This window comes from Enterobacter sp. N18-03635 (assembly GCF_004006055.1).
Classification (GTDB): domain Bacteria; phylum Pseudomonadota; class Gammaproteobacteria; order Enterobacterales; family Enterobacteriaceae; genus Enterobacter; species Enterobacter vonholyi.
This window is the reverse complement of sequence record NZ_CP034769.1, coordinates 2,396,664-2,414,192: the sequence shown is the minus strand read 5'-3', so window position 1 is coordinate 2,414,192 and position 17,529 is coordinate 2,396,664. Positions and strand designations below refer to the sequence as shown.

At 57.8% G+C, this 17,529-nt stretch carries 16 protein-coding genes; 10 read left to right on the top strand and 6 right to left on the bottom strand.

Features of this window, described 5'->3' with window-relative positions:
* The first annotated feature begins 19 nt into the window (after window positions 1–19).
* Window positions 20–286 carry a DUF333 domain-containing protein gene (locus ELK40_RS12205; RefSeq protein WP_115876072.1) on the top strand — a complete coding sequence of 89 codons (267 nt, stop codon included), beginning with the start codon at window positions 20–22 and terminating at the stop codon, window positions 284–286.
* Here ELK40_RS12205 and hslJ read toward each other — a convergent pair whose 3' ends face one another.
* The 4 genes from hslJ to ELK40_RS12185 all read right to left on the bottom strand — a co-directional run bounded on the left by hslJ (window position 287) and on the right by ELK40_RS12185 (window position 3,387).
* Window positions 287–724 (bottom strand): heat shock protein HslJ, encoded by a 438-nt coding sequence (hslJ, locus tag ELK40_RS12200; RefSeq protein WP_115875300.1) that lies wholly within the window; start codon window positions 722–724, stop codon window positions 287–289. It abuts the gene before it with no gap.
* Window positions 725–848: 124 nt separating this feature from the next.
* Window positions 849–977 carry a DUF2474 domain-containing protein gene (locus ELK40_RS12195; protein WP_008501283.1) on the bottom strand — a complete coding sequence of 43 codons (129 nt, stop codon included), beginning with the start codon at window positions 975–977 and terminating at the stop codon, window positions 849–851.
* Entirely contained in the window at window positions 977–1,987 is a 1,011-nt protein-coding gene (gene cydB / locus ELK40_RS12190; protein ID WP_115875298.1) for a cytochrome d ubiquinol oxidase subunit II, read from the bottom strand. Before cydB ends, ELK40_RS12195 begins: the two co-directional genes overlap by 1 nt.
* On the bottom strand, window positions 1,987–3,387 hold the full coding sequence (locus ELK40_RS12185; RefSeq protein WP_115875297.1) for a cytochrome ubiquinol oxidase subunit I: 1,401 nt from the start codon (window positions 3,385–3,387) through the stop codon (window positions 1,987–1,989). The genes cydB and ELK40_RS12185 overlap by 1 nt, the downstream gene beginning before the upstream one ends.
* A 392-nt stretch (window positions 3,388–3,779) precedes the next feature.
* Here ELK40_RS12185 and ELK40_RS12180 point away from each other — a divergent pair, with 392 nt between their 5' ends.
* The 9 genes from ELK40_RS12180 to ELK40_RS12140 all read left to right on the top strand — a co-directional run bounded on the left by ELK40_RS12180 (window position 3,780) and on the right by ELK40_RS12140 (window position 12,298).
* The gene (locus ELK40_RS12180) at window positions 3,780–3,968 is read left to right on the top strand and encodes a hypothetical protein (RefSeq protein WP_028013309.1); all 189 of its coding nucleotides are present in this window, start codon (window positions 3,780–3,782) and stop codon (window positions 3,966–3,968) included.
* Between the two features lie 82 nt (window positions 3,969–4,050).
* Window positions 4,051–5,460, top strand: a complete 1,410-nt coding sequence (locus tag ELK40_RS12175; protein WP_127731091.1) for a PLP-dependent aminotransferase family protein — start codon at window positions 4,051–4,053, stop codon at window positions 5,458–5,460.
* Window positions 5,461–5,731: 271 nt separating this feature from the next.
* Window positions 5,732–6,877: a putative ABC transporter substrate-binding protein YdcS gene (ydcS, locus tag ELK40_RS12170; protein WP_127731090.1), complete on the top strand. Its 1,146-nt coding sequence runs from the start codon at window positions 5,732–5,734 to the stop codon at window positions 6,875–6,877.
* A 17-nt stretch (window positions 6,878–6,894) separates the two neighbouring features.
* Window positions 6,895–7,908 (top strand): ABC transporter ATP-binding protein, encoded by a 1,014-nt coding sequence (locus tag ELK40_RS12165; protein WP_115875285.1) that lies wholly within the window; start codon window positions 6,895–6,897, stop codon window positions 7,906–7,908.
* 1 nt (window position 7,909) lies between these two features.
* Complete coding sequence (locus ELK40_RS12160) at window positions 7,910–8,854, top strand: ABC transporter permease (RefSeq protein WP_127731089.1); 945 nt, start codon at window positions 7,910–7,912, stop codon at window positions 8,852–8,854.
* Entirely contained in the window at window positions 8,844–9,650 is an 807-nt protein-coding gene (locus tag ELK40_RS12155) for an ABC transporter permease (RefSeq protein ID WP_029741505.1), read from the top strand. The genes ELK40_RS12160 and ELK40_RS12155 overlap by 11 nt, the downstream gene beginning before the upstream one ends.
* 24 nt (window positions 9,651–9,674) lie before the next feature.
* Complete coding sequence (gene patD / locus ELK40_RS12150; RefSeq protein ID WP_127731088.1) at window positions 9,675–11,099, top strand: aminobutyraldehyde dehydrogenase; 1,425 nt, start codon at window positions 9,675–9,677, stop codon at window positions 11,097–11,099.
* Window positions 11,100–11,281: 182 nt separating this feature from the next.
* Window positions 11,282–11,455, top strand: coding sequence for a GhoT/OrtT family toxin (locus ELK40_RS12145; RefSeq protein WP_013096478.1), 174 nt, complete (start codon window positions 11,282–11,284; stop codon window positions 11,453–11,455).
* Between the two features lie 87 nt (window positions 11,456–11,542).
* Entirely contained in the window at window positions 11,543–12,298 is a 756-nt protein-coding gene (locus tag ELK40_RS12140; protein ID WP_127731087.1) for an alpha/beta hydrolase, read from the top strand.
* Between the two features lie 71 nt (window positions 12,299–12,369).
* Here ELK40_RS12140 and ELK40_RS12135 read toward each other — a convergent pair whose 3' ends face one another.
* Both ELK40_RS12135 and ELK40_RS12130 read right to left on the bottom strand, forming a co-directional pair.
* A complete protein-coding gene (locus tag ELK40_RS12135) occupies window positions 12,370–14,547 on the bottom strand; it encodes a virulence factor SrfC family protein (protein ID WP_127731085.1) in 2,178 nt (725 codons plus the stop codon).
* The gene (locus tag ELK40_RS12130; RefSeq protein WP_127731083.1) at window positions 14,544–17,525 is read right to left on the bottom strand and encodes a virulence factor SrfB; all 2,982 of its coding nucleotides are present in this window, start codon (window positions 17,523–17,525) and stop codon (window positions 14,544–14,546) included. Before ELK40_RS12130 ends, ELK40_RS12135 begins: the two co-directional genes overlap by 4 nt.
* Between the last annotated feature and the right edge of the window lie 4 nt (window positions 17,526–17,529).

Sequence of the window (17,529 nt, the reverse complement as noted above, 5' to 3'; positions counted from 1 at the left end):
CATTTATGGGGGAGAAAGCATGCGCTCAGCGTTTTTGGTAGGGTGTGCCGCATTATTGTTGTCGGCATGTAGCAGTGAACCCGTTCAGCAGGCAACGGCAGCCCACGTGGCGCCGGGAATGAAAGCGGCGATGTCCAGCGCTGGTCAGGCTAACTGCGCAATGATTGGCGGTTCGCTGTCTGTCGCTCGCCAGCTTGATGGTTCTGCTATTGGGATGTGCGCCTTGCCAAACGGCAAACGCTGTAGCGAACAGTCGCTTGCCGTTGGAAGCTGCGGTAACTACTGATTATTCTACACGCTTAAACATCAGCGTTTTATCGGCTGTCGCCAGCGTTAACTGGTCCTCAGTCAGGTCGACCTGCGCCCCTTTGCGCAGCATGTCGCCGATGGCCTGATCCAGCTCATTCAGCTGCGGTTCAGTACAGAGCTTGCGCGTCATGGCCAGCGTTTTAACCTTAAGCTCGCCTTCGGACAATTTCCCCTGTCCGTTGAAGCGGTTACACATCTGGCCGGAAACGCTGATGTTATTCACCAGGCTGATATCAGGCAGCGCGCTAAAACTGAGCTCAGGTGGCGTTGTCGCGGTCTTCACGGCCTTACCGTTCACGTTTTCCAGCACGAAGCGGTGATTCTGAAGTTGCTCCGGCTGAACGGAGGCTTTACCCGGATTAACGCAGCCGGTAAGAACAAGACTGATAACACTTAACGCGATGAGCTTTTTCATTTTTCTTCTCAAACTATAAACACTGTGAATCTTTTTCCAGTGTAACGATACGCTGCCATGCGTTAATGGGGTTTATCTGAAAGTGCGGGGGAACAGGGCAACGCAGCGGTTGCCCGGAATGATGTTAATGCGATTTAAACCCTGCAGCCGTCATTAGCATACGGAAGAGCATGCTGACAGCAGCCAGTGCCAGTACGCTGCCGCCCCAGATAATGGCCAGCCACAGTAATCTTTTCCAGACCGGTTGTTGCATCAGTGATAACCCTCCCCATGCTGAACTTTGCCGCGAAATACGTAGTAACTCCAGAAGGTGTAGACCAGAATAACGGGAATGATCAACAGCGCGCCGACCAGCATAAAGCCCTGGCTTTGCGTCGGTGCGGCGGCCTGCCAAAGGGTGATCGACGGTGGAATAATATGCGGCCAGATGCTGATCCCAAGCCCGCTAAAGCCGAGGAATACCAGCCCCAGTGTCAGAATAAACGGACGGCTATGGCTGGCGGGATTATTCAGGCAGCGCCACTGGTACAGGCTAAAAATCACCACCAGAGCAGGAACCGGCAGCAGATAAAACAGATTCGGCAGCGTAAACCAGCGCGCGGCGATGGCCGGTTGTGCCAGCGGCGTCCAGAGGCTAATGGCGGCAATAAACGCCAGCAGCACGATTAACAGCGTTTTCGATACCTCGCGCATCCGCTGCTGCAGCGCGTTTTCGCTTTTCATCACCAGCCAGGTCGAGCCTAACAGCGCATAGGCCACCACCAGCCCGGCGCCGCAAAACAGGTTAAACGCGGTAAACCAGTCAAAGGGGCCGCCGGTATAGGCCCGGCCGGTGACGGTAAAGCCGTTAATGACGGCGCCTACCGTCACGCCCTGGGTAAACGTCGCCAGAATGGAACCACCTATGAACGCCTTATCCCAGAAAGGACGGTGCGCCGGGGTGGCCTTAAAACGAAATTCAAATGCCACCCCGCGGAAAATAAGTCCGATCAGCATTAACGTCAGTGGAATGGTGAGGGCATCCACGATCACCGCGTAGGCAAGTGGGAATGCGCCAAACAGCGCAGCGCCGCCAAGCACCAGCCAGGTTTCATTTCCGTCCCAGACCGGCGCGACGCTGTTGACCATTACGTCGCGATCGTCGGCGTTCTGCGTTGCCGGGAACAGAATGCCAATCCCCAGATCAAAACCGTCCATGACGATATACATCAGCGTGGCGAAAACGATGATCACAAACCAGATAATGGAAAGATCGATACCCATTATGGCTGCTCCTTATGTTCAGTTGTGACGGCAGAAAGCGGGCGCGCCGGACGTCCGTCGGACTCGGTGGCGAAAGATTCATGCGGCTGCGGGCCTTTTCGGATGAGGCGCACCATATAGCTGTAACCCACGCCGAATACCGAGGTATAGACGACGAAGAAGGCCAGCAGGCTCACGCTCATGTGCAAATCACCATGGGCAGAAACCGCATCCTTCGTTCGCTGGAGCCCATAGACCACCCAAGGCTGGCGGCCCACTTCGGTGGTGATCCACCCGGCCAGAATGGCAATCAGCCCCGATGGCCCCATCAACAGCGCAAACCACAGGAAAGGGCGCGACGAATAAACGCGCTTTTTATATCGCAGCCAGAGTGCCGTTACCCCAAGAAGCAGCATCAGCATGCCCAGACCCGCCATAATGCGGAACGACCAGAAGACGATGGTGGAATTCGGGCGGTCTTCCTTTGGAAACTCTTTCAGCGCCGGAACCTGTTTATCCAGGCTGTGCGTCAGGATGAGACTCCCCAGCGCCGGGATCTCCAGCCCAAAGCGGGTGCGCTCCTGCTCCATATCCGGCCAGCCAAACAGCAGCAGCGGGGTAGGCTCACCCGGCGGATTTTCCCAGTGTCCTTCAATCGCGGCTATCTTGGCGGGCTGGTGCTTTAAGGTGTTCAACCCGTGCATATCGCCAACCATGGCCTGGATGGGGGCGACAATCAGCGTCATCCACAGCGCCATCGAAAACATCGCCCGGATGGCGGGGGTATTATTCCCGCGCAGCAGATGCCATGCCGCGGATGCGCCCACAAACAGGGCGCTGCTCAGGAACGCGGCTATCGACATATGCAGCAGGCGGTAAGGGAAGGAGGGGTTAAACACCACCGCGAACCAGTCCACCGGCACCACCTGACCGTTGACGATCTCATAGCCCTGCGGGGTCTGCATCCAGCTGTTTGAAGAGAGGATCCAGAAGGTAGAGATAATGGTCCCCAGCGCCACCATGCAGGTGGAGAAGAAGTGCAGACCCGGTCCGACCTTGTTCCAGCCGAACAGCATTACGCCGAGGAACCCGGCTTCGAGGAAGAAGGCGGTAAGCACTTCATAGGTCAGAAGCGGGCCGGTAATACTGCCCGCAAACTGCGAAAAGCCGCTCCAGTTGGTGCCAAACTGGTAGGCCATCACCAGCCCGGACACCACGCCCATGCCAAAGTTGACGGCAAATATCTTCGACCAGAAATGGTACAGCGAGCGCCAGACCGGATTTTTTGTTTTCAGCCACAGCCCTTCGAGCACGGCAAGATAGCTTGCAAGACCGATGGTAATGGCCGGGAAAATAATGTGAAAGGATACGGTAAAGGCAAACTGTATCCGTGCAAGGTGAAACGCATCTAAACCAAACATGCACAGCCTCAATGTCAAACGGTGTGCTGTTATGGTATAGAGGCGAAGATCTGACTATCAGACTCAGAAAAGTGATTTTTAACCATAACAGTTGGCATAATTCTCATGCTTTAGCCATCTGATATACTTCTCGGATGAGGGATAAAAACACTGTTTTTATGAATTTTACGCATAAAACAGCTTGCTTTGTCGTCAACGCCGTGCGTTAATGGTCTTCTGGTTTTGAGTCCAAATAAATATCTGACGTAGTTTTATAAAGCAGTTCTCATCACGTTGTGCCTCTCCGCAGCCTCTCTTGGGTCTTTATCTACATTCCGATTCGTTTTGTTTAAAACCATTATGCCCAATCGGCCCATTAGTAATTTACGTTTTTACGTTTACAGGAGAATCCTATGACTTCTTATATTCATTTCCGCTGCCCATGCTGTCATGGCTCGCAGTACCGTACCTCAGTCTTTGATGTGTCTGAGAAAAACCCACTCGGCGCGAAATGCATTTTTTGCAAATCGTCGATGATAACGCTCGATCACCTGGCCGCTGCGCGTCAGGCGCAAAGCCACGTTACCGAGTACCGTAAGTAATTCGTTTCCCGAACTATAACAGTTAGCTAAATCTTCTCTTTTTCTCCTGCTGATATACACTGTCAGCCACAAGGAGAATCTGATGAAAAAATACCAGCGTCTGGCGCAACAAATTATCTCGCAGATAGAGCTCGGCGTATGGCTGCCGGGCGATAAGCTGCCTTCTCTGCGAGAGCAGGTGGCGAGCAGCGGCATGAGTTTTATGACCGTTGGCCACGCGTATCAGATGCTGGAAAGTCAGGGGCGCATTGTCGCCAGACCGCAGTCGGGCTATTACGTTGCCTCGCGCCCGACCGCACATCAGCCTGCTCCGCCTGCCCAGGTGATGCGTGACGAAGTAGTGGATATTAACACCTACATCTTCGACGTCTTACAGGCCAGCCGCGACCCGTCCGTTGTCCCTTTTGCCTCCGCTTTTCCCGACCCACGGCTTTTCCCGCTGCAGCAGCTCAACCGATCGCTGGCGAACGTCAGCAAAACCGCGACGGCGATGAGCGTGATTGAGAACCTGCCGCCGGGTAACGTCGATCTCCGCCACGCCATTGCCCGCCGCTACGCGCAGCAGGGCATGAACATCTCCCCGGAAGAGATCGTGATCACCGCAGGCGCCCTTGAAGCGCTCAATCTCAGCCTGCAGGCGGTGACCGAGCCGGGCGACTGGGTGATAGTCGAAAACCCCTGTTTTTACGGCGCTCTGCAGGCCCTGGAACGCCTGAAGCTTAAAGCGTTGTCGATTGCGACGGACGTCCGTGAAGGGATTGACCTGAATGCCCTTGAGCAGGCGCTGAAGGAGTATCCAGTTAAAGCCTGCTGGATAATGACCAACAGTCAAAACCCGCTTGGCTTCACGCTGAGCGCGGAAAAAAAAGCGCAGCTTGTCGCCCTGTTAACGCAGCACAACGTTCCTCTGATTGAAGACGACGTCTACAGCGAGCTCTATTTTGGGCGCGAAAAACCGCTTCCGGCGAAAGCATGGGATCGTCAGGATATGACGCTGCACTGCTCGTCCTTTTCAAAATGTCTGGTGGCCGGTTTTCGCATCGGCTGGGTTGCGGCAGGAAAACACGCGCGACGTATTCAGCAGCTGCAGCTGATGAGCACGCTCTCCACAAGCTCACCTGTGCAGCTGGCGCTGGTTGATTACCTGGCGACGAAACGCTACGACGCCCATCTGCGCCGCCTGCGGCGTACGCTCGCCGAGCGAAAGCAGCAGGCCTGGCAGTCCCTTTTGCGCCATATGCCTGCCGGCGTCAAAATCCATCATAACGACAGCGGCTACTTTTTATGGCTGGAGCTTCCGGCGCATCTGGACGCGGGGCTGCTGAGCGAAAAAGCCTTAACGCACCACATCAGCATTGCCCCCGGAAAGATGTTTTCCACTTCTGACGCATGGACGCCGTTCTTCCGTTTTAATACGTCGTGGGCCTGGGGAGAGCGGGAAGAGCAGGCGGTCATTCAGTTAGGAAAATTAATTAGCACGATGCTGGAATAAACTTTTCTCCGTTATTTAAATAATCAATTCTTATCCTGATGACGGCGCTGCGAATATTTCGCGGTGACCTGTCATAGGAAATCTGCATACCGTCTCTCGCGGCTAACTCCTTGTCTATAATCCAGTTAACGGGGAATGCGCCCTCGGTCACACCTTGATGAAATTTCCTTAAGCCGAACGGTGCGGCGCATTCGCACGGTCTACGTTTAATAAGGGAGATATTTTTACGGCACGGCTGCCGCTAAATTTCATTGCGACAGGAGTAACCCTTATGAGCAAAAAATTTGCCCGCAGCAGCCTGTGCGCGCTCGGCATGACTATCATGACAGCGCAAGCCGCAGAACCACCAAAGGTCATCGGCGACGGGGAAGGTCGACTGGATATTATCGCCTGGCCGGGATACATCGAACGCGGACAGACGGACAAAAACTACGACTGGGTCGCCCAGTTTGAAAAAGAGACCGGGTGTGCGGTGAACGTCAAAACGGCGGCCACGTCGGATGAAATGGTCAGCCTGATGGCGAAAGGGGGATATGACCTGGTCACCGCATCAGGTGACGCTTCCCTGCGCCTGATCATGGGCAAACGCGTCCAGCCGATTAACCCCGATCTTATCCCCAACTGGAAAACCCTCGACGAACGGATTGTGAAAGGGGAATGGTTTAACGTCGGCGGGAAAGTCTACGGCACGCCGTACCAGTGGGGGCCAAACCTGCTGATGTACAACACCAAAACCTTCCCGACGCCGCCGGACAGCTGGAGCGTGGTCTTTACCAAACAGGATCTGCCGGACGGGAAAACCAATCAGGGACGCGTGCAGGCGTATGACGGCCCGATTTACATCGCGGATGCCGCGCTGTTCGTCAAGGCCACGCAGCCGCAGCTGGGTATTAAAGACCCGTACCAGCTCACCGAAGCACAGTATGCCGCCGTGCTTAAGGTGCTTCGCGACCAGCATGCTCTGATTCACCGCTACTGGCACGACACCACCGTCCAGATGAGCGACTTCAAAAACGAAGGCGTCGTGGCCTCCAGCGCCTGGCCGTATCAGGCGAATGCCCTGAAGGCCGAGAACCAGCCTATTGCAACCGTCTTTCCGAAAGAGGGGGTGACCGGCTGGGCGGATACCACCATGCTGCACGCTCAGGCAAAACACCCGATGTGCGCCTACAAGTGGATGAACTGGTCGCTGACGCCGAAAGTTCAGGGCGATCTGGCAGCATGGTTTGGCTCCCTGCCCGTGGTACCGGAAGGGTGTAAAGCCAGCACGCTGCTGGGCTATAAAGGCTGTGAAACAAACGGATATAACGAGTTCGACAAAATCATGTTCTGGAAAACCCCCATCGCAGAAGGCGGCAAATTTGTGCCTTACAGCCGCTGGACGCAGGATTACATCGCCATCATGGGCGGTCGTTAATTGCCCGGGAGCAGAACATGACGTACGCGGTAGAGTTTAACAATGTTTCCCGTCTGTACGGCGACGTACGGGCGGTGGATGGGGTCACCATTGCGATTCGTGACGGAGAGTTTTTCTCCATGCTGGGGCCTTCGGGCTCCGGCAAAACCACCTGCCTGCGCCTGATAGCCGGTTTTGAACAGCTGTCAGGCGGCACGATTTCTATCTTCGGCAAAGAGGCGAGCGAACTGCCTCCCTGGGAGCGGGATGTGAACACCGTCTTTCAGGATTACGCGCTGTTCCCGCATATGTCGATCCTCGACAATGTCGCCTACGGGCTGATGGTCAAAGGCATCGACAAGAAAAAACGCCATGCGCAGGCCCGTGATGCCCTCGAAAAAGTGGGCCTGAGCTTTGCCGTTGCCCGCAAACCTTCGCAACTTTCCGGCGGCCAGCGGCAGCGTGTCGCCATCGCCCGCGCGCTGGTCAATGAGCCGCGCGTCCTGCTGCTGGATGAGCCCTTAGGTGCGCTCGATCTCAAACTGCGTGAACAAATGCAGTTCGAGCTGAAGAAACTTCAGCAGGAACTCGGTATTACCTTCATTTTTGTCACCCACGATCAGGGTGAAGCCCTTTCAATGTCAGACCGGGTGGCGGTGTTTAATAACGGGCGGATCGAGCAGGTGGATACCCCGCGCGATCTCTACATGCGTCCGCGCACGCCGTTTGTCGCGAGTTTTGTGGGCACTTCCAACGTCTTTGATGCAGGACTAGCGCACAAAATTTGCGGCATGGAAGGCAGCTATTCCCTGCGTCCGGAACATATCCGTCTTAACGAGGGCGGAGACGTTCAGGTTCAGGGCATCGTGCAGGCCGTTCAGTACCAGGGGGCGGCCACGCGGCTGGAGCTGAAGCTTGCCGATGGCGCCAAACTGCTGGTGAGCCAGGCCAATCTCAGTGAAACCTCGCCGCTGAGCGGCATTGCGCCGGGGCAGGCGGTGATGGCGTCGTGGTCACGCGAGGCGATGATTCGCCTGCACGAGGAGAGGTGAAATGTCTATGAGTGTCGCGCATCCTCCCGCCTCGCACGGCCGCTTCAGCCGCATGAAGGCGCTGTTCTGGCGAAAACCGTCGCTCGGCCTGTTCCTGCTTCTGCTCGCGCCGCTCATGTGGTTTGGCATCATCTATTTAGGATCGCTTCTGACCCTGCTGTGGCAAGGGTTTTACACCTTTGACGATTTCACCATGGCGGTCACGCCGGACCTGACCCTGGCGAATATTCAGGCGCTCTTCAATCCGGCAAACTATGACATCATCCTGCGAACCTTAACGATGGCGATTGCGGTGACGATTGCCAGCGCCATCCTCGCATTCCCGATGGCCTGGTACATGGCGCGATACACCCGCGGCAAGTGGAAAGCGTTTTTCTATATCGCTGTCATGCTGCCGATGTGGGCGAGCTACATCGTCAAAGCCTACGCCTGGACGCTGCTGCTGGCGAAGGACGGCGTGGCGCAATGGTTTCTCAACCATCTCGGGCTGGAGCCGATTCTGACCTCACTCCTGACGCTCCCGGCGATTGGCGGCAACACCTTGTCCACCTCGGGGCTGGGACGGTTTTTGGTCTTCGTTTACATCTGGCTGCCGTTTATGATCCTGCCTGTCCAGGCGGCGCTGGAACGCCTGCCGGCCTCGCTGCTGCAGGCCTCGGCCGACCTCGGCGCGCGCCCGCGCCAGACCTTTCGCTACGTCGTTCTGCCGCTGGCCATTCCGGGCATTGCGGCGGGATCAATTTTCACGTTCTCCCTGACGCTGGGGGACTTCATCGTTCCTCAGCTGGTCGGCCCGCCGGGCTATTTCATCGGTAACATGGTCTACTCCCAGCAGGGCGCTATCGGCAATATGCCGATGGCCGCCGCGTTCACGCTGGTACCCATCGTGCTGATTTCTCTTTATCTGGCGTTCGTGAAACGTCTGGGGGCATTCGATGCACTCTGAACGCGCACCGCTGTTCCTGAAAGTGGCAGCGTGGGGAGGCGTCATCTTCCTGCACTTCCCGCTGCTGATTATCGCGACCTACGCCTTCAACACCGAAGACGCCGCTTTCAGCTTTCCGCCTCAGGGGCTAACGCTGAAGTGGTTTAGCGTGGCGGCGGGGCGCGGCGATATTATCGAATCCGTGACGTTGTCACTTCAAATTGCCGCGCTTTCCACCGCCATTGCCCTTGTGCTTGGCACGCTTGCTGCAGCGGCGCTGTGGCGAAGCGAGTTTTTTGGCAAGAATGCGATCTCTCTGCTGCTGCTGTTACCGATTGCGTTACCGGGGATCATCACCGGCCTGGCGCTGCTGACGGCCTTCAAAACGATCGACCTTGAGCCGGGTTTTTTCACCATCGTGGTGGGACACGCCACCTTTTGCGTGGTGGTGGTGTTTAACAACGTAATTGCCCGGTTCAGGCGCACCTCCTGGAGTCTGGTCGAAGCGTCGATGGATCTCGGGGCCGACGGATGGCAAACCTTCCGATATGTGGTGCTGCCCAATCTGGGTTCAGCGCTGCTGGCCGGGGGAATGCTGGCGTTTGCCCTGTCGTTTGACGAGATAATCGTCACAACATTTACGGCGGGACACGAGCGCACGTTACCGCTGTGGTTGCTCAACCAGCTCGGGCGTCCGCGCGACGTGCCGGTCACCAACGTCGTGGCTCTGCTGGTGATGCTGGTGACAACTATCCCCATTCTGGGAGCCTGGTGGCTAACCCGCGACGGCGAAAACATTGCCGGCAGCGGGAAATAACAGTGAATTCAACAGGAAAATGCTATGCAAAAACATCTGCTGATAAACGGTGAACTGGTTGCCGGAGAGGGTGAGAAACAGCCGGTTTATAACCCGGCCACCGGAGAGGTGCTGCTGGAGATTGCTGAGGCGTCAGCGGCCCAGGTCGACGCGGCGGTTCAGGCGGCCGACCGTGCTTTTGTGGCGTGGGGACAAACGACGCCGAAAACCCGCGCCGAGAGCCTGCTGAAGCTGGCGGATGCGATTGAAGCCCACGGCGAGGAGTTTGCCCGGCTCGAATCCCTCAACTGCGGTAAGCCGCTGCACTGCGCTCTGGGTGATGAAATTCCGGCGGTGGTTGACGTTTTCCGTTTCTTTGCCGGGGCCGCCCGCTGCCTTAACGGGCTGGCCGCCGGAGAGTACCTTGACGGCCATACGTCGATGATCCGCCGCGACCCGGTGGGCGTGGTTGCCTCTATTGCACCGTGGAACTACCCGCTGATGATGGCAGCCTGGAAACTGGCACCCGCGCTGGCGGCAGGGAACTGCGTGGTGATTAAGCCCTCTGAGATTACGCCCCTGACCGCGCTTAAGCTGGCAGAGCTGGCAAAAGATATCTTCCCGGCGGGCGTTCTTAACGTGCTGTTTGGTCGGGGCAAAACGGTCGGCGATCCGCTTACCGGACATGAAAAAGTCCGTATGGTCTCGCTGACCGGTTCAATTGCTACCGGGGAACATATCATCGGCCATACGGCGTCCTCCATTAAACGCACCCACATGGAGCTGGGCGGTAAAGCGCCGGTGATCGTGTTTGATGATGCCGACCTGGATGCGGTCGTCGAAGGGGTGAGGACGTTTGGCTTCTACAACGCCGGGCAGGACTGTACCGCCGCCTGTCGTATCTACGCGCAAAAGGGCATTTACGCCGCGCTGGTGGAAAAACTGGGTGCCGCGGTTGCGAGCCTGAAAATGGGCGCACCCGAGGACGAATCAACCGAGCTGGGGCCGCTGAGTTCGGCGGCACATTTATCCCGCGTGTGCAAAGCGGTGGATGAGGCCAAAGCCCTGAGCCACATCACCGTCGTGACCGGGGGCAGCAAAAAAGAGGGGGCGGGCTACTACTTCCAGCCAACCCTGCTGGCGGGGGCCAAACAGGAAGATGCCATTGTGCAGCGCGAGGTGTTTGGCCCGGTGGTGAGCGTCACCGAATTTGATGATGAGGCACAGGTGCTGGCCTGGGCAAACGACTCGCAATACGGCCTGGCGTCTTCGGTCTGGACCAAAGACGTTGGCCGCGCCCATCGCCTGAGCGCGCGCCTGCAGTATGGCTGCACTTGGGTGAATACCCATTTTATGCTGGTGAGCGAAATGCCGCACGGCGGCATGAAACTATCGGGCTACGGGAAGGATATGTCGGTCTACGGGCTTGAGGATTATACGGTCGTGCGGCATGTCATGATAAAACACTAATCCTCCCAGCCTGGCCGCATGCGCGGCCAGGCGTTCTCCTTGCCCGCCACACGTGTTACGAAAGATACTCAATTGTTATTAGCCATAATTTTTAAGTGGTTATTCTGTAACGAAAAAACTTGATCTGTGTCAACATATGACGCATATTGCGTGCGGTTATTTTTTCGGCTCTGGTATACAGAATGACTTTGTATCAAAAGATGTTGGTTTTTTACGCAATCATGGCTTCCATCTGCGCATTAATCACCTGGTTCCTCTCTAAAGACCGCAAACGTATCCGCCTGCTCAGCGCTTTTCTGGTGGGGTCAACCTGGCCAATGAGCTTTCCCGTTGCGCTGCTGGTCTCGCTTTTCTGAAGCACGCTTCCAGTTTTAAAAGATGAACATAGCATTCCTGATGTGGTGACTGTATAAATACACAGTGCATCATAAAAAGGAGTGCTTATGAACAGTTTTTACTCGCAGCAGGCCGGTTGCACCGTGCGCTGGCATGACCTGCCCGGCACCGGCGATCCCGTGGTGTTTATTCACGGGCTGGGCTGCGCCTCTTCCTACGAATATCCCCGCGTCGTACATGACCCGCTGTTTGGCGCGCGCAGAGCGATTCTCATCGACTTGCCCGGCTGCGGCTACAGCGATAAGCCTGAGCACTACAGCTATAAAACCACTGACCAGGCGCACGTTGTCGCGGAACTGATTGACCATCTTGAGCTGGATTCCTTCTGGTTATACGGCCACAGCATGGGCGGCAGTATCGCTATCGAAACGGCGGGGCTGCTGGGGTCGCGCGTGAAGGGACTGATGGTGTCAGAGCCCAATTTCCACGCGGGTGGGGGCATGTTCAGCCGGTCTATTGCAGCGCAAACCGAGCAACAGTTTCTGGAGCAGGGTTATGACGCCATGCTTAGCGCAGAAAAAACGGCGTGGGCCGGGTGCCTGCAGAGTAATGCGCCGTATGCCGTCTGGCGGGGCGCATCGAGCCTGGTGGCGGGCGTTGAGCCCGAGTGGGAAGCGCTGTTCCTGTCACTCCCTTGCCCGGTAACGTCGATTTTTGGCGAGCTCTCTCTGCCGGATGACGATGTGGATAATCTGAAGCAAAAGGGCGTTGAGGTAAAAATTATCCCTGCGGCGGGGCACTCGATGTCGTGGGAAAACCCCTCTGCGCTGGCGCGGGCCTTAGCCGAATGTATGACGATGTGATTATTGTGCGATTTATCATCGTTGCGAAATGTAGGCCGGGTAAGCGCAGCGCCACCCGGCAAGAAGGGCGGCTACTTTATTAAATCCCGTAGTGCCTGACGTGCGTCAGGCTGAACATCATGCGGGTGCTGGTAATCAATGTTCTCTATCGCGCGGCTATAGAGTGCGACCAGCCAGTCGTACACGTACGCGGTGGCCGCATGTACAGGCTGTTCTCCCAGGCGCGTCAAACGAGGCTCGGCGCTGCTGACCACCGGCGTGACGAAGATGGCCTGGCCCTTGCGGATGCGGCTTGCCGGACGTGTTGCCACGGGCGTCTGGTCGTAACCCAGCCAGCCAACGAAATTGCCCATCACGGCATGCAGCTGTGCCGCGCTACTTTTATCCGCTTCGACAATGCGCTGAAGCTGTTGAGGCAGATCCAGCCGGTAGCTGGTGACGACCAGCACATCCGCGATTTGCTGTAACACCTCAGGATCCAGCCCAAGACGGGCGGCGGTCGCCTCGTTGCGGCTCCACTGGCGCAGATGATTTATCCAGACTCGGTGCGCGAGACGCGCTTTGTCTTTTGTCTGGAACAGGCCAGTGCTTTCCTGGGCGTTCTCGGCAAACAGGTCAATGGTATCCGTAAATAGCCCGTTAACCTGCTCCTCGCGAGGCTGCTGAACGGCGAGCAGCGTTTCAAAGGCTTTCAGAGGCGGCAGCAGGCCTTCAAGCAGTTCGCCGTGGCGGGCGGCGCTGCTTTGCAGCATGCGCACCATGTTTTCCGCCTGAGCGCGTCTTGTCCCCGGTTCCTCAACCAGCGGGGCCAGATAGCTTTGCATCAGCGCCGACAGCTCCTGACGCAGCGCGTTTTTCAGCGTGCCGAGACGTTTCTGTCGCTGCGCGGGTAACGTGGCCTGGGACAGCCATTCGATGACGCGCTGCATGCTGTGGCTGTCCAGCGCCTGCAGCGTGCCCCAGCGTAAACCCGGCTTTCCGAGCAGATGCTGTACGGCTTCATCGAGATTCTGCCGGGTAGTAAAGCGGGCGTCATGCGGGGTGATCGCCCACACCAGCCCCGGCAGGGCAGATTCTACAGCAGGCTGCGTCTCCTTCACCCAGTTCATTAACACTTTTGCTTTTTTGGCCGTCTGTTCGTGCTGTGCCGTCGCGTTGCAAATCACCAGCACATCCGGCTGAAGCTGTTGACGGTAATGTTCAAGAAGCCACTGGGATTTTGCCTGGCGTAGCGGATCGGCACGGTTATCTTCAAAAACCGGAATATCAATAATATCGACGTTATCCAGAGCCCCGTTCTCAACCGGCAGCACCAGCTCGCGGGTCAGGAATGCCAGCACGTCGACCGGGATGCTGATGGCGTTAAGCATTTCACCGCTATTCAGCGGATGAAGCAGCGTCTCCTGCGCGTCCTGAAGGTCTAACGCGCCGTCGTGCGTCAGGAACCCTTCACCCGGCAGCCCAAAGCTGTCCACCAGCAGGCTAAGCGGGGCAGCAAGATCGCCGGCATGGCTGGTCTGGTGCAGCACATGGGCCAGTTTTAACCACTGCTGGGTCAACTCCTGCTGCTCGCCCCAGAGCAGCGACCAGACGCTGGCTCGCGTGCTGAGATCGAGAGAAGGTACCAGTTGGGCAAACTCATGCCACAGGGCATCATCAATTTGCTGCTTAGCGGCGGGAACCGTGCTTTGCCAGAAGCGGGCAATCGTCCCCACTTCCTGAGCCGTGATGCCGGGCACGCTCTGCGGCTGGCGCAGCCCGCGCCACTTCTCCAGACGTGTCTCAATGACCGCTTTATCCACTGCGCGCATCTGTGGATGGAGGGTCGTACGGGCAATAAACAGCTGTACCAGCTCGGCCTCGGTGACAAGACTCAGACGCAGCGGGAACGCCTCATCCGCCACCTCCGTGTTTTCACGGGTAAAGCGGACGGCCATGTTGGTCAGGGCATGTCCCGGATTGATATGCGAAAAATAGTCAAAGGTGCGCTGGCCCGGCGTCACGTTCAGGCGTCCATTACCGCTGCCGCAAAGAGACAACAGCAGGTGCGCTTTCGCGCTCTGCGAATGGCCGTAAAGCCCAACGCTGCTCTGGCGGGTCATGGCGCGTTCAATGGCCTGCTCCCGCGCCTGCGCCGCGTTGATGCGGGCAAGCAGGGCGTCGGCATCGTTATCCAGCACAGGGGCGTTCAGGCGCGTCTCATTAATCCACCCAATTAAGGCCTGAGTGGTGGTCGTCGTCGCTGTCATTTCAGGTATACGCTCCCGCTGTCGATCCAGTAGTGGCTACCGCTGTGTCGGCGATCGGCCAAAGTATTCAGTTTGAAGGTTAATGCGTCAGACGCAACAGGCGTGCCGTCCTGCAGCCAGGCATCGCTCAGCTCGAAGGCCTCCGGCCCCTCCTGCTTGCTGCCGCCGCAGAGCCTGAGCCGCACGTTAAGCACGCCGTCACCGGCAATGGCTTTCGCCAGTTCAGCCGAGTTGATGCTGAGCGTGTAGAGCGGCGTGGCGGGCCAGCGCGCGTTCGCCAGCTGGCGGAAGCCGAGAGTCACGTTACCGCGCAGCGGGAAGTGCAGACGCGCGTCAAGCTTCGCGCCGGGTTTATCCAGATCGATATCCTGGTACCAGACGTTTTCCTCGCGCAGGGTATTGACGGTGTTATCCAGCACGCCCAGATAGCGCACGGTGGAATACGCGCCTATGTCCGCGGCTTTAAAGTTAAAGCGCGGCAGGCGCAGGTCAAGCGCCAGGCTGCAGAGCATGGCCCCGACGGCGGCTGTCGATTTCGGGTTGCCAATGCGCCCCTGCTGGCTGAACGGATACCACTCGTGCACCTGGTATTTATCCAGCCAGACGATGCGGTTGACCGGCACCGGCTGCAGATGTCGAATGAGCGCCTGCACGCCGGGCAGGCAGCCGGGGCGTCCGGTGATCAGCAGAATATCGCAGCTGTAATGTGAAATCGCCTCACACACCGCGTGCAGCGGGGAGGCCAGCGTAAACTGCCCGGCCAGCATCGCATCCTGCATTTCGCGGAAGCTGACGTGCAGCGGCACGGCGAACAGGTCGAAAGCGTCAGAGCCCGCAGGCAGGGCATGATCGATCGCCTGCTGCAGATAGTTCATCACGTTGCGCGTCGGCTTCTGCGGCAGGAGATCGCCAAAGGTGGCATGCAGACCGGCCAGCGGATCGTCAACGTCGCTCGATTCCCACGCGGCAAGAATGGCATGGCCAATCGGCATAAAGAGCTGCAGCGCCGTCTGCTGGCGGAGTACGGCCTGGGTATCAATACGCCCGGAGTCGCCGAACAGCGAGGCCATCAGCAGCGAGGCATCAGCAATACCGGATTTCTGCAGCTGCGTTTGCAGCGCGGGCAACACGTAGCGCTGAATCACGTCCAGAAGCGTATCGTCGCCCGCGACCTTAAATCCTTCACGGAACAGCAGCTGAGGGGTGATTTTGACGTTATTGCCGGAACCGTCGTCCAGCTGATAATGGGTGATCGCCATATCCGTTGTGCCGCCGCCGATGTCGATGGACGCGACGCGCAGCGCGCGGCCCGGCTGGCTACCCGGCTCAGGTTCACGGTCCGGACGAGCAAGAGAGGCGAAGAAGGCTTCGGTCTGGCCGCCAAAGCGGGAGATGGCTTCGTTATACAGCCAGACCAGCTGACCGCAGCTGGCTTCATCCCACTCCATCTGGATTTCAGGTACCGGCACCACGCTTTTTTCCTGCTGTTTGCGGGTGACAAAATCCTCATCCTGCGGGTGCCATCCCATCGCTTTCCAGACGATGGCGATGGCTTCAAACATGCGGCGACGGAAGATCTCGCGCTCCTGCTTTGGCATGGCGGAGGGCAGCGTCAGGATCAGCGTGCGCAGCTGGCGCGGCGACGCCGGGAATCCCAGACGTAAGCGCGTGGCGACGCTGTTGATCTGCCCCAGCGCCTGCGCCAGCAGCTCGCACAGCATGTGGGTCATCAGCGTACTGCGGCTGTACTGCGGCGAGAAGACCGGCAGCCGCTCGTCCTGCGGCAGCGTGAAGAGCGGCTCGCCGTCATCGTTCATCAGGTTCATCAGCGGAAACGCGGTGGCAAGCGGTTCACGCTGGGTCTTGCTGTTCATCTGGCTAAAGCGCCAGTCCTGCACGACCGGCGTTTCATCCCACAGGTAGCGACGCGGGCTCGAGATGCCGCTGTTGCCTTCGGTCCCCAGACGCTGCATCGCCAGCTTGCGGGCTTCATCACCCACGCGAACAATGGACGGCCAGACAAAGGCATCTTCGCGACCGCTTTCGACCGAGAAGTGCTGCTTGCCAAAACGCGCTTCCGAAAACTCGAGACGGCTGGTGAACAGCGGCGCATTCAGGAACTGCGGCTCGCTTAGCGAGCGAACCTGCAGCTCGGCGGTCTGGCGCAGGCCATCGTTGGCATCGCCGTGGTCTTCAATAATGACGCCACAGGTGTGGGTATTGCCCACGTCGAGGATCAGATCGACCGGAATGGCAGGCGTGCTGAGCGTATGGGTTACAAATTTCACTTCCGGCACGGTGAGCTGTTCACCGAGCATGGTCATCAGGTTGAGCCAGTGGGCCTGATATTCAAAACCGCGCATCGCCTGCTGGAGATCGCGTTCTGAGCGGTTTTCGACGCCGTCGGCATACTGGGTAAACGCCTCGCGCAGCCAGCCGTCAATCCACGTCTGGTCGAGGAAGCTTTCAACCTCCTTGTCTCGCCAGGCCAGCGCGAAACGGGTCCCGTTCAGAATATCGTTTTCAACCGGGGAAAGGGCGGAGGTGGCGTGTTCAGCAATCTGGCTGTCAAGGGCGAGAGTGACGCGGTGCGTATTGCCTGCAGTGTCGGGTGTATCCAGCCTGCGCACCTGAACGCGCGCCCAGTTATCCGGCCCCTCAACGAAGGTTCGCGGCGGGTTGAAGCGCAGGAACGGAACCGGAAGCCAGACGCCGTCCAGCACCGCCAGGGACTGATGCAGCGGGATGGTGGTTTCCGGCTTAACCACTTCAGGCTGCCCGCCGTTCGTTCCCGGCAGGGTATAGCGCCCGTTAACCAGGTCGAAATCGAGTCGCAAAAGCGGGCCGTTCGCGGTTTTACGTACGAAGCGCCCGTTGCTGGCGGTGTCCTGCGGCGTCAGACCGAAATCAAGGAACTGCACGCCGCTGTTGGCAATAAGCGTGACGCTTTGTTTATAGTCGCAAAGATTTACCAGCATAGGA